A 12829-nucleotide genomic window follows, 5' to 3' on the forward strand; every position below is an offset into this window, starting at 1 on the left:
GTAAAGGAAGATGGAAGAATGGAAACACAAAAAGAATTTCCTATGACACAGGAAGGTTTTGAAAAATTAGAACAAGAATTAGAAGAATTAAAAACAGTTAAACGACCAGAAGTCGTTGAAAAAATAAAAGTTGCTCGTAGCTTTGGTGACTTATCTGAGAATTCAGAATACGATGCAGCAAAAGATGAGCAAGGCTTTATTGAACAAGAAATTCAAAAAATAGAAAATATGATTCGTCACGCTCAAATTATCGAAGATAATGGCGCTAAAAATGAAATTCAAATTGGTAGAACAGTTACTTTTACAGAAATACCAGGCGACGAAGAAGAAAGTTACAAAATAGTAGGTTCAGCTGAAGCAGACCCATTTGAAGGTAAAATTTCTAACGAATCTCCAATTGCTAAAGCATTAATAGGTAAAAAATTAAATCAAGAAGTAAATGTTCCATTACCAAATGGTAATGAAATGAAAGTTAAAATAGTAAAAATAGACTAAATATTTTTACAAAATATAAAAAGGCTGTTTACGCATTTCCATTAAATGTATAAACAGCCTTTTTGTTTTGATTTAATTCATGTTATTATAGTGAAGTATTAATTTAAATAGTCTGATTATTATGGCTAATAAAAGGGGTGTAAAATTGAATATAAAAGCGATTAGCGAAACACATTTCATGATTTATGATAAAAATGAAATTAATCCTGATGTAAAAGAAAAAATTTCATTTTTAGCTATGCAACTAGAAGAATTAAATCATCCAGGTGTACTAAGTGTTACAACTTCGTATAATTCTATTATGGTTGAGTTTGATGGTTTGAATTTTACATATGAGCAATTGTTAGAAGACTTGAAATTAAACGAAATAGAAAAAACTAAAAAATCATCTAACCAATCTAAAAAGTGCATTACATTACCAGTTGTTTATGGGGAGCAATATGGACCGGACTTAAATGTAGTTGCAGATCATGCAAATATAACAAAAGAGGATGTTATTAATATTCACACTGGTGGGCAATATTTAATATATGCTATAGGATTTTTACCAGGATTTCCATTTTTAGGTGGATTAGACAAGAAAATACATACACCGAGGAAGGAAACACCGAGAAAGAAAATTGCAGCCGGATCTGTTGGGATTGCTAATAACCAAACTGGTTTATACCCTAAAGAATCTCCAGGGGGATGGCAAATTATCGGTAGGACACCTATAGATGTATTTAATTTAAATCGTAATCCAATGATTTTATATGAAGCTGGAGACTATATTTCTTTTGAATCAATAGACGAAGAAACTTATAACAAAATTGAGAAAGAGATATTAGATGGTACGTATGATTATAATCAGTTAGTTGGTGAAGTGAGATGAAAGTAATAAAACCTGGGTTGTTTACAACAGTACAAGATTTAGGTAGGTATAAACATGAAAAAGATGGTTTTTCAGTTGCTGGCGTTATGAATCAATATTTTTATAAATTAGCTACTGCATTGGTAGATAATGAAAATTCAGCTGTGTTAGAAGTTACTTTAAATGGTCCGACATTGAAATTTTCAGAATCAAACATTATTACATTTGTCGCATATGACGCTGAAATATATTTAGATAATTTAACTGTACCGGTAAATGCTGCAATTTTTGTAGATAAAGGTCAAGTTTTAAATATTAAGCAAATCACTAAAGGAACAAGAGGATATTTAGCATTTCATAAATTGTTGAATATTGATCCTATTTTAGGTAGTTTATCAACTCATACACGTAGTGGTATAGGTGGGTACAAAGGTAGAACATTAAAGTCTGGTGACACTTTAAGCTTTAAAGATAAAAATTTAAACCAAGACGTAATAGGTAATAAGTTTAATGTTGAAGAAGACGAGGAAAAATATATTATACCAATAATAAAAGGGTTACAATTCGACCAGTTTACTGATGCTTCAAAAAGGTTATTAACAGAACAAGTTTATAAGATTTCGGATATGTCAGATAGGATGGGCTATCGAATAATCGGAGAATCTAACTTAGAACATCTGGATAGTGCGGATATTATATCTGAACCAATTGCACCTGGTAGCGTCCAAATACCAAGCAATGGTCAACCTATTATTCTTCTAAACGACAGACAAACAATAGGTGGCTACACTAAGATAGCTACAGTTAGTTTCGTGGGCAGAGAAAGATTGTCTCAATTAAAGGCAAATGATGAAATAACATTTAAATGGATTTCAGTCGAAGAAGCCAATGAATCATACAAAGAATATTCAAACAAGGTGAAACGTGATTTAGACCTAATAAAGATTAAAAAATTCAAATCATTAGATTTTATTAGACCTAAATCTAAAAAATTAGGACAATTAATAAAGGGGAAATAAAAATGAGTATAGAAAAAGTAGAACAATTAATCAATTTAATGAAAACGAATGATATTCCTTATATGAAATATAAAGAAGAACAGTTTCAAGTTGAATTAGATTTAAATTCTCATAATTCAGAAGTAGTACAACAACCTAAAGAAACAACTAAACAAAATACTAATGAAGAATCTGAACCAAAATCTATAAATGCTGAAATTATTGGTACTTTTTATCTTCAAGATGAAGAAACGTTATCTAATCCATTAGTTAATATAGGAGATAAAGTAAACAAAGGACAAGTAGTAGGATATATAGAATCGATGAAAGTTCTTAATGAAATAACGAGTGATGAAGATGGCGTTATTGAAGAAATACATATTGACCATGGAGAACCAGTTGAATACGGACAAACAATCTTTACATTAAAGTAAAAAAGGGGAATTGTAATGATTAAACGTTTATTAATAGCTAATAGAGGAGAAATTGCTGTTAGAATTATCAGGACTTGTAGGATGATGAACATCACAACCATAGCTATTTATTCAGAAGCAGATAAAGATAGTTTACATGTACAATTAGCAGATGAAGCGTATTGTATTGGACCCAATCAATCTATAGACAGTTATTTGGATATCGAGCGTATTTTAGAAGCATGTAGAATGAGTAAAGCTGAGGCAATACATCCTGGTTATGGCTTTTTATCTGAATCAACTACATTTAGAAAAAGAGTAGACGAAGAAAATCTTATATTTGTAGGTCCAAGTTATAGCACTATGGATTTGATGGGAGATAAAATTAAAGCTAGAGAAACAATGTATAATGCTGATGTACCAATTATCCCAGGATCTATTGGGGAGGTTACAGATGTCGCTGATGCAAAAAACATAGCTAAAGAAATTAATTATCCATTTGTGATTAAAGCTGCCAGCGGTGGTGGTGGTAAAGGTATTCGAATCGTAAATGATGAAACCGAAGTAGAAAAATATTTTAAAGAAGCACAATCTGAAGGTGAAAAATATTTTAATGATAAACGAGTATATATCGAAGCATTTATAGATAAAGCAAGACATGTGGAAGTACAAGTTTTAGGAAGTAAACATAAAGAAGCTGTCCATTTAGGTGAAAGAGATTGTTCTATACAAAGAAAGAACCAAAAATTAATAGAAGAAGCACCTTGTGCGGCCTTAGACAAAGACACACGAGATTCACTACATGAAGATGCTGTAAAAGCTGCATTAGCTTGTGATTATGAAGGGGCAGGAACAATTGAATTTTTATTGACAGATGATGGTTATTATTTCTTAGAAATGAATACAAGAATTCAAGTAGAACATACTGTCACAGAACTATTAACTGATATTGATTTAATTAAACAACAGATATTAATGGCTAATGGTGAACATTTAAAAATCAAACAAGAAGATATTAATTTTAATGGACATGTTATTGAATGTCGAATTAATGCAGAGGATCCTGAGAAGAAATTTAGACCGGCTGCTGGTAAAGTGAATGCGCTTCACTTACCTAATGGATTTAATACAAGAATAGATAGCATGTTATATAATGGCTATGAAATACCGCCTTATTATGATTCATTAGTTGCTAAAATACTTGTTAAAGGGGCTAATCGTCAAGAAGCTATAGAAAAAATGAAAGGTACGCTTGAAGAGACTGTAATAGAAGGATTTCCTACTACATTAGACTTCTTGTATCGAGTCTTAAGTTATCAACCATACATAGACAATGATATAACAATTAAATTCTTACATGAACATAAAATAGTATAAAGGAGATGGGAATCATGCAAGTTGATTTAAATTGTGATTTAGGTGAAAGTTTTGGTAATTATAAATTAGGTGATGATGAGACGATATTACCTTTAATAACTTCAGCAAACGTAGCATGTGGTTTTCACGCAGGTGATCAACATGTTATGAATCAAACAGTTGAAATTGCTAAACAACATAATATTCATATCGGTGCACATCCGGGCTACCAAGATTTAATAGGGTTTGGAAGAAGAAATATTGATGTAACACCGCAAGAAGTATATGATTTGGTTATTTATCAATTAGGCGCACTGTCAGCATTTTGTAAAATACATGATACAAAACTTTATCATGTAAAACCTCATGGCGCTTTGTACCAAATGGGTGCTAAGGATTCAAAGATAGCTGATGCTATTGTTAAGGCTGTAAAAGACTTTGATGACCAGTTATTTCTCGTAGGATTGTCTAACAGTGAACTTATTAAATCTTGTAAGCGTCTTGATCTTAAATATAAAAGTGAAGTTTTTGCTGATAGAGCTTATGAAGACGATGCACAGTTGGTTTCTAGAAAGAAAGAAGGTGCTCTAATAACCGATACACAACAAGCGGTTAATCAAGTATTAAAAATGGTAAAAGAATCGAAAGTAACATCTATAAACGGTAAAGAAATAGATATAGAAGCAGATACAATTTGTGTTCATGGTGATGGTGAACATGCTTTAAATTTTGTAAAAGAAATAATAAAGCAATTTAAATCTGAAGGTATTGAGATTAAAGCGTTAAACTAGGAGGAATGTACATGAAAGAACAAAAGGGGTATGATGATTTAAGCAAGCCATTTGAATATACTAATAAACATCGTAGAATACTATGGGGTGCCGTATTCTTGATGGCCACATCTTCTATTGGCCCAGCATTTTTAACACAAACGGCAGTATTCACAGAACAGTTTATGGCTAGTTTTGCTTTTGCTATTTTAGCATCTATTATTATAGACATAGGTGCTCAAATTAATATATGGCGAGTAATTACAGTAGTCGGTAAAGGCGGCCAAGATATTGCTAATGATGTATTCAAAGGTTTAGGTACATTTATTGCGGTATTAATTGCTATTGGTGGACTTGCATTTAACATTGGTAACGTAGCAGGTGCAGGTCTAGGTTTAAATGCAATTTTTGGTATTGATGTACGGATAGGTGCCGGTATAACTGGTGTATTAGCAATATTAATATTTATTGTTAGAAATGCACAGAAAGTTGTAGACATTATTACACAAATACTAGGTGTTCTAATGATAGCAATTGTTGCTTATGTTATGGTTTTAACAAAACCACCTGTAATGGAAGCAGCTCAAAAAATGATAGTACCAGATGATATTAATAAGCTGATAGTACCGATTATTACATTAGTTGGTGGTACGGTAGGTGGTTATATTACATTTGCTGGAGCACATAGATTACTCGAGGCCGGTATAACTGGTAAGCATTACATTCCTTTTGTTAACAGAGCTGCAATTTCGGGTATATTAACAACAGGCGTAATGAGAACATTTTTATTTCTAGCTGTTTTAGGTGTTGTAGTCACTGGATTTACACTTAATCCAGATAACCCTCCAGCATCGGTATTTGAACATGTCCTAGGGCCAGTTGGCAAACAAGTTTTTGGAGTTGTATTATTTGCAGCGGCTTTATCGTCAGTTATTGGTTGTGCTTATACAAGTACTACTTTTATACAATCGCTACATCCATCAATTAAAAACCATAAAAACTTAGTAATTATATTATTTATTGTAATTTCTTCTATTATTTTCTTAACGATTGGTAAACCAGTAAAGTTATTAATAATTGCAGGTGCTATGAATGGATTAATATTACCAGTTACTTTAGGAACAATCTTAATAGCGTCTCGTAAAAAGAGTATTGTTGGAGATTATAGACATCCAACTTGGATGCTTGTAATAGGTGTAATAGCTGTATTAACGACATTGATAGCAGGTGTCTTATCTCTACAAGGTCTACAAGATTTATGGAATAATTAAATTTATATCTATAATTAAGTCTATTATGTTAATATATATAAGAATGAACATGATGGAGTGATTTAACATGATAGGTATTATTGGAGCAATGGAAGAAGAAGTTGAAATATTAAAATCCGCTATAGAAAATAAAGAAACAATTAAAAAAGCACATGTTATATTCTATAAAGGACATTTAGAAGGAAAAGAAATAGTTCTTGCACAAAGTGGTATAGGTAAAGTTAACGCAGCAATTACTACCGCTTTAATGATTAATGATTTTAAACCAGATCTAATTATTAACACTGGTTCAGCTGGAGCTATTGATCCTAACTTAAATATAGGTGACATTATTATAAGTAATAAAGTTTACTATCATGATGTAAATGCTACTGCATTTGGGTATAAAATGGGACAAGTTCCTGGTATGCCTGAATCTTATACAACAGAAAATCATTTAATTAAAAGTGCACGTTCAACAATTGAAGAATTAGAATTAAACGGAGTTGTTGGAGAAGTTGCAACAGCTGATAGTTTTATTGGTTCTTTAGAACAAAGAAGAGTAATAAAAGAAACATTCCCTACAGCTAGTGTCGTTGAAATGGAAGCTGGCGCTATTGCGCAAACTTGTTATCAATATGAAGTTCCGATTATAGTAACAAGAGCAGTTTCAGATTTAGCTGATAAAGAATCAGATGTGACTTTTGATGAATTCTTAAAAGTTGCTTGCGTGAACTCAAGTAAAATTGTAAAATTATTATTAAATAGAGTGGCATAAGGAGGCAGTAAAATGTTAATATTAATGGCTATCGCTGTCATTGCTACAGCACTTGTTGGATTTGTAATTTATGCGAATACAGATGTTGAAAAATCTTCTGACCGTGAAATTACAGAATAATATTGAGTGTTGCAAATCTTTAAAGGTTTGCAACACTTTTATTTTGTTTTATGTAAAAGAAATTTAAGTTATTTTTATGTTAGAATAAGAAATAATATAGAGGTGTAAACATGGGTATATTTACAAAATATTTTTTACCAAATGAATATGTAGAATCAATTTATCATATTCGTCCAGAGCATTTAAAAAGTAAAGGCATTAAAGCTATTATTACAGATTTAGATAACACTTTAGTTGGTTGGGATGTTAAAGATCCAACAGATGATGTGAGAAATTGGTTTGAACGAATGAAAGAAAATGATATTACTGTAACGATTGTTTCTAATAATGGTCAAAAGCGTGTAGAATCATTTTCAAAAACATTAAACATTGATTTTATATTTAAAGCTCGTAAGCCAAGAGGTAAAGCGTTTAGACAAGCTTCTCATCTTATGAATGTACAAAAATCAGAAGTGGTTGTAATAGGCGATCAAATGTTAACAGATGTATTTGGAGGCAACCGAAATGGTTTATATACAATTATGGTTGTTCCTGTGAAAAAAACAGACGGTTTAATTACAAAATTTAATCGATTAATAGAAAGAAGATTATTAAATCGTTTCAAAAGAAAAGGTTTAATTAATTGGGAGGAATAAATTTGACAGAAACAGCAAAATGTATTGGTTGTGGGGCAACATTACAATCAGAACACCCGAACGAAGCGGGTTACGTTCCAAAATCCAGCTTGAATAAAGAAGATGTAATTTGTAAAAGGTGTTTCAGACTAAAAATTATAATGAAGTACAAGATGTAGATTTAACAAGTGATGATTTTTTAAATATGTTGAAATCACTTCATAATGAAGATGGTTTGATTGTAAACGTAGTGGACGTATTTGATTTGGAAGGTTCAATGATACATCGACTAAAGGATATTGTAGGAAAGAAAAAAGTGATTTTAGTTGCAAACAAGATGGATATTTTACCAAAAGCCATTAATAAAAAGAGAGTAGAAATATGGCTGAGACAAAGAGCGAAAGATTATGGTTTAAATCCTGACAAAGTTGTACTTATTTCTGCCGCTAAAAATCAAGGAATTGATGAACTATTAGGCACAATAGAAGAAATCAGAGATAGAAAAGATGTCTTTGTTGTAGGTACGACAAACGTAGGTAAATCTACGCTTATAAATCGTTTGATTGAAAAGAGTGTTGGAGAAAAAGATGTTATCACAACAAGTCATTTTCCAGGTACAACTTTAGATATGATAGATATACCTTTAGATGATGATTCTTATATGTTTGATACACCTGGAATTATCCAAAGTCATCAAATGACTCATTATGTTACAGATAAAGAATTAAAAGTAATAATGCCGAAAAAAGAAATTAAACCTAAAGTTTATCAATTGAATGAAGAACAATCTTTATTCTTAGGTGGGCTAGTAAGAGTTGATTATAAAAAAGGTGGACGTCGTTCATTAACTTGTTTCATTTCAAATGATTTGAATATTCATAGAACAAAGCTAGAAAATGCTGATGATCTATGGGAACGCCAAATTGGGGAATTATTAAAACCACCATATTCTAAAGAAAATTTTAATTTTAATAATTTGAAAAACAATGAAATATTTGTTAAAGATGAAAGACGTGATATTATGATTTCTGGGTTGGGCTTTATTACAGTGGACGAAGGCGCAGAAATAAACGTAATAGCACCTAAAGAGGTAGAGGTTACATCAAGAAAATCAATTTTATAAGAGGTGAGCGACATGAAATTTGCAGTTATAGGACATCCAATAGGACATTCTCTTTCTCCAATTATGCATTTAAATAACTTTGAAGCGTTAGAAAGAGATGATGAATATATAGCACTTGATATAGACCCTAAACATATGCAGCATATAAGAGATATCATAAAAGAAAAAGAACTTGATGGATTTAATATTACGATTCCACATAAAGAAACGATTATTCCATACTTAGATGAAATTTCTACAAATGCTGAGCATATAGGAGCTGTTAATACTGTTCATATAGATGGTGATAAATGGACAGGTTATAATACAGATGGTATTGGATTTGTTAAAGGTTTACTAGATAATTATGGTTCTATAGCAGGCAAAAATATACTTGTACTAGGTGCTGGCGGTGCAAGTAAAGGCATAGTCGCTGAAATGATGAAGTATACTGAAAGGAAAATTTCTGTAGCAAATCGCAGTCTTGAAAGATTTGAAAATTGGAATTTAGATATTAATCAGTATCAATTAGATAAAATAAAGCCTATTTTGAACGAATTCGATATTATTATTAATACGACACCAGTTGGTATGAATGAATCATCGGATGAACTCATTATACCTATAGAAGAAATTCACGCAAATGCTTTAGTCTGTGATATTATTTATATCCCAGACAAAACACCACTTTTACGAGCATGTGAAAGTAGAGGATTAACTATATATAATGGTTTAGATATGTTTATATACCAAGGTGCAGAAAGTTTTAAAATATGGACAGGTGAAACTGCGGATATAAAAGCAATGAAAAATAAAGTTATAGAAGAACTTAAAAGGAGATAAATATGTTAACAGGTAAACAAAAGAGATATTTAAGAAAAGAAGCTCATCACTTAGATCCAATATTCCAAATAGGTAAAGGCGGAATAAGTGAAAACATGATAGAACAATTAAACGAGGCATTAGAAAAAAGAGAATTAATTAAAGTACACATTTTACAAAACAACATGGATGATCATAAAGAAGTAGCAAATTCAATATCTGAACAAACTGAAAGTGAACTCGTTCAACTTATAGGTAGTATCATTATTCTTTATAAAGAATCTAAAGAAAACAAAAAAATAGAATTACCTTAAATAAAATGAAAAAAATCATGATATACGGTGGCCAATTCAATCCAATACATGTAGGCCATATGTTAGTTGCGAGTGAAGCCTATCAATTTGTTAAACCAGATGAGTTTGTGTTTTTACCAAGTTATCAATCACCTTTAAAAAGCCACAATGAATCTCAGTTGTTAGAAAATGAAAGAATTGACATGCTAAAGTTAGCAATTGAAGATTTAGAATTCGGCGTAATTGATAAAAGAGAAATAAACAGACAAGGAACAAGTTATACTTTTGATACTATTAGTGAAATTCAAAATGAATATCCAGAATATCAAATCTATTTAATCATCGGAACAGATCAATATGTAAATTTAGATAAATGGAGAAATATTGATAAATTGAAAGAAATGGTTACGTTTGTAGTGGTCAATAGAGAAGTAGATAAACAAAATGTTGATAGTGGTATGTTATCCCTAAATATCCCAAGGATGGATATAAGCTCGACGGATATACGAAATCGTTGTAAAAATCATCATTCAGTCAAGATGTTAGTTACACCAAGAATTGAAAGATATATCAAAAGGGGACGGTTGTATGAAGATTAAAAAAGCAGTTAAACTCGTAGAAGAAACTTTACCCACAAAACGTTATAACCATTCAATAAGAGTAGCAGAAACTGGTAAGAAAATGGCGGAAATTTTTGATGGAGATCCGAAAAAAGTTGAGCTCGCAGGCATTCTACATGACTTATGTAAATATGAAGAGTTATCAGAGTTGTATCAAAGTGTAACGAAGTATGATTTAGGTCAAGATTTATTAAGCTATGGATCTGAGATTTTACATGGGCCAGTGGCAGCTGCAAGATTAAAAGATGAATATGAAATTGATGATGAGCAAGTATATTATGCGATATATAACCACACTACTGGTAGAGCGCATATGAATAAAACTGAGAAAATAATCTTTATCGCTGATTATATTGAACCTAAAAGAACGCAACCTGGTGTAGATGATATTAGAGATATCGTGTTTAAAGATAAAAATTTAGATAAAGCGATTTATGAAATATCTAAACGAACAGTGTTACATTTAGTTGGTAATGATAAAACTGTACATTTAAAAACAATTGAATGCTTAAATTATTATAATATGCATACAGAACAATAAAGGAATGATTAAATGAATTCGAATGAATTAATGAAACAAAGTTTAATTGCATGTGATGATAAACGTGCAGAAGATATAATAGCAATCGATATGCAAGGTATTAGTGATGTTGCTGATTACTTTGTAGTTTGTCATGGTAATAGTGATAAACAAGTACAAGCTATCGCTAGAAATGTTAAAGACGAAGCGGAAATCAATGAAGTTAATGTCAAAAGACTAGAAGGCTTTAACGAAGCAAGATGGATTTTAATCGATTTAGGTAATGTAGTCGTACATGTATTCCATAGAGAAGAAAGAGATTATTATAACTTGGAAAGATTATACAAAGATGCACCAATCATTACCTTGAATGAGGTTATGTCTTAATGGCTTATAATAGAATGAGCGATTATTATGATTTGTTGACAGCTGATCAACCTTATCATAAGTGGAAATATATAGTTGAGCATTTTATAAGTAGCTCAGAAAATGAAATATTAGATATAGGTTGTGGAACAGGTACATTAACTTCACAATTGACTGAATATGGTCAAGTGAGTGGTGTAGACGTTAGTCAAGAAATGCTAGAAATAGCAGAGTCTCGTAATCCATCTATAAATTGGTATTGTCAAGATATGAGAGATTTAGAACTACCAAATCAATATGATATGATTACTATATTTTGTGATAGTTTAAACTATGTGACTGAACCGGAAGATATATTACAAGTATTTAATTATATAGATAAATATTTAAAAGACGAGGGTATATTTATTTTTGATGTCCATAGCATATATAAGATGAATCATCAATTTAATAACCAAAATTATATCGATGAAGAAGAACGCCTTACGCTAATTTGGCAGGCTATAACAGGAGAAGAACCTAATAGCGTTTATCATCAGATGTCATTTTTCGTAGAACGCGAAGATGGTTTATACGAACGATTTAATGAAGAGCACTACCAATGTACTTTTGAAATAAGTTTATACGAAGAATTATTAAAACTAGCAGGATTTGAAATTAAAACAAAATTCACTGATTTTGATATAGATACGTATAGTGAACAAGGCGATAGACAATTTATCGTTGCTCAAAAAATGAATAAGTAATTTTTGACACCTTTTACGTTTATATATGTAGGAGGTGTTTTTTGGGATAAAATCAAAATGATTAAGGAGTATTTTTCGCAATATTATCGTTATATTTTAATTGGATTTATAGCTTTGATTATCATACTGAAATTAATTTTTGGAATGAATGAACCAGATGAAGAGCCAATAGAAACTATAAATAAAAATAATAGTGGAATGATTGAAAATGAAGAAAGTAAAGAATCAAAGCAAGAAATAGATAGGAGAGAAATATCATCTAAAGAAAATATTAAAGAAGTAATTGTAGATGTTAAAGGAGCTGTTAAATTTCCAAAAACATATGAAATGAAATCTTCAGAAAGAATAAATGATGTTTTAAAGAAAGCACAAATAAATGAGCAAGCTGACTTATCTAAATTAAATCTTTCAGAGAAATTAAAAGATCAAATGAGTATATATGTTCCAATGAAAGGTGAACAAATACCTTCAAATTTGAATAAGCAAAGTAGTCAAAATGAAAATGTTGAAGTAAATATTAATACTGCAACTAAAGAACAAATACAGAAAATACCCGGGATAGGACCAAGTAAAGCCGACGCAATTATAAAATATAGAGAAGCAAAAGGAGATTTTAAATCTATAGACGATATGAAGAAGATAAAAGGATTTGGAGATAAAACAGTAGAATCTTTGAAAGAATATGTCATTTTAAATTGAAATTGCATTTCATAAAC

At 30.7% G+C, this 12829-nt stretch carries 16 protein-coding genes and 1 pseudogene; all 17 read left to right on the plus strand.

The annotated features are described in order from the left end of the window. The first annotated feature begins 18 nt into the window (after positions 1-18). The gene (greA, locus tag ACNMOQ_RS06310; RefSeq protein WP_016998523.1) at positions 19-495 is read left to right on the plus strand and encodes a transcription elongation factor GreA; all 477 of its coding nucleotides are present in this window, start codon (positions 19-21) and stop codon (positions 493-495) included. A gap of 145 nt (positions 496-640) precedes the next feature. Then, the gene (gene pxpB / locus ACNMOQ_RS06315) at positions 641-1366 is read left to right on the plus strand and encodes a 5-oxoprolinase subunit PxpB (protein WP_082894574.1); all 726 of its coding nucleotides are present in this window, start codon (positions 641-643) and stop codon (positions 1364-1366) included. Next, the gene (locus tag ACNMOQ_RS06320; RefSeq protein ID WP_416350361.1) at positions 1363-2364 is read left to right on the plus strand and encodes a 5-oxoprolinase subunit C family protein; all 1002 of its coding nucleotides are present in this window, start codon (positions 1363-1365) and stop codon (positions 2362-2364) included. Before pxpB ends, ACNMOQ_RS06320 begins: the two co-directional genes overlap by 4 nt. A gap of 2 nt (positions 2365-2366) precedes the next feature. After that, the gene (locus ACNMOQ_RS06325) at positions 2367-2777 is read left to right on the plus strand and encodes an acetyl-CoA carboxylase biotin carboxyl carrier protein (RefSeq protein ID WP_064211028.1); all 411 of its coding nucleotides are present in this window, start codon (positions 2367-2369) and stop codon (positions 2775-2777) included. Between the two features lie 15 nt (positions 2778-2792). Then, positions 2793-4133 carry an acetyl-CoA carboxylase biotin carboxylase subunit gene (locus tag ACNMOQ_RS06330; protein ID WP_103268850.1) on the plus strand — a complete coding sequence of 447 codons (1341 nt, stop codon included), beginning with the start codon at positions 2793-2795 and terminating at the stop codon, positions 4131-4133. 14 nt (positions 4134-4147) lie between these two features. Next, positions 4148-4903 carry a 5-oxoprolinase subunit PxpA gene (pxpA, locus tag ACNMOQ_RS06335; RefSeq protein ID WP_416350362.1) on the plus strand — a complete coding sequence of 252 codons (756 nt, stop codon included), beginning with the start codon at positions 4148-4150 and terminating at the stop codon, positions 4901-4903. A gap of 11 nt (positions 4904-4914) precedes the next feature. Continuing rightward, entirely contained in the window at positions 4915-6153 is a 1239-nt protein-coding gene (locus ACNMOQ_RS06340) for an NRAMP family divalent metal transporter (RefSeq protein ID WP_016998532.1), read from the plus strand. 67 nt (positions 6154-6220) lie between these two features. After that, complete coding sequence (locus tag ACNMOQ_RS06345; RefSeq protein ID WP_103268849.1) at positions 6221-6910, plus strand: 5'-methylthioadenosine/adenosylhomocysteine nucleosidase; 690 nt, start codon at positions 6221-6223, stop codon at positions 6908-6910. Positions 6911-7140: 230 nt separating this feature from the next. Further along, positions 7141-7665: a YqeG family HAD IIIA-type phosphatase gene (locus tag ACNMOQ_RS06350; RefSeq protein ID WP_016998538.1), complete on the plus strand. Its 525-nt coding sequence runs from the start codon at positions 7141-7143 to the stop codon at positions 7663-7665. 2 nt (positions 7666-7667) lie between these two features. Then, positions 7668-8767, plus strand: a pseudogene (gene yqeH / locus ACNMOQ_RS06355) (ribosome biogenesis GTPase YqeH). A 12-nt stretch (positions 8768-8779) separates the two neighbouring features. After that, on the plus strand, positions 8780-9589 hold the full coding sequence (gene aroE, locus ACNMOQ_RS06360; RefSeq protein WP_016998542.1) for a shikimate dehydrogenase: 810 nt from the start codon (positions 8780-8782) through the stop codon (positions 9587-9589). Positions 9590-9591: 2 nt separating this feature from the next. After that, entirely contained in the window at positions 9592-9882 is a 291-nt protein-coding gene (yhbY, locus tag ACNMOQ_RS06365; protein WP_016998544.1) for a ribosome assembly RNA-binding protein YhbY, read from the plus strand. Between the two features lie 5 nt (positions 9883-9887). Further along, on the plus strand, positions 9888-10460 hold the full coding sequence (gene nadD / locus ACNMOQ_RS06370) for a nicotinate (nicotinamide) nucleotide adenylyltransferase (RefSeq protein WP_064211032.1): 573 nt from the start codon (positions 9888-9890) through the stop codon (positions 10458-10460). Continuing rightward, the gene (gene yqeK, locus ACNMOQ_RS06375; RefSeq protein WP_416350363.1) at positions 10450-11022 is read left to right on the plus strand and encodes a bis(5'-nucleosyl)-tetraphosphatase (symmetrical) YqeK; all 573 of its coding nucleotides are present in this window, start codon (positions 10450-10452) and stop codon (positions 11020-11022) included. The genes nadD and yqeK overlap by 11 nt, the downstream gene beginning before the upstream one ends. A 12-nt stretch (positions 11023-11034) precedes the next feature. Next, a complete protein-coding gene (gene rsfS, locus ACNMOQ_RS06380) occupies positions 11035-11388 on the plus strand; it encodes a ribosome silencing factor (RefSeq protein ID WP_016998547.1) in 354 nt (117 codons plus the stop codon). Continuing rightward, positions 11388-12113, plus strand: a complete 726-nt coding sequence (locus ACNMOQ_RS06385) for a class I SAM-dependent DNA methyltransferase (protein ID WP_218729386.1) — start codon at positions 11388-11390, stop codon at positions 12111-12113. The genes rsfS and ACNMOQ_RS06385 overlap by 1 nt, the downstream gene beginning before the upstream one ends. A gap of 57 nt (positions 12114-12170) precedes the next feature. Continuing rightward, the gene (locus ACNMOQ_RS06390) at positions 12171-12812 is read left to right on the plus strand and encodes a helix-hairpin-helix domain-containing protein (protein WP_037539188.1); all 642 of its coding nucleotides are present in this window, start codon (positions 12171-12173) and stop codon (positions 12810-12812) included. The last annotated feature ends 17 nt before the right edge of the window (positions 12813-12829 follow it).

Source organism: Mammaliicoccus lentus, assembly GCF_947036595.1.
Taxonomy (GTDB): Bacteria; Bacillota; Bacilli; order Staphylococcales; family Staphylococcaceae; genus Mammaliicoccus; species Mammaliicoccus lentus.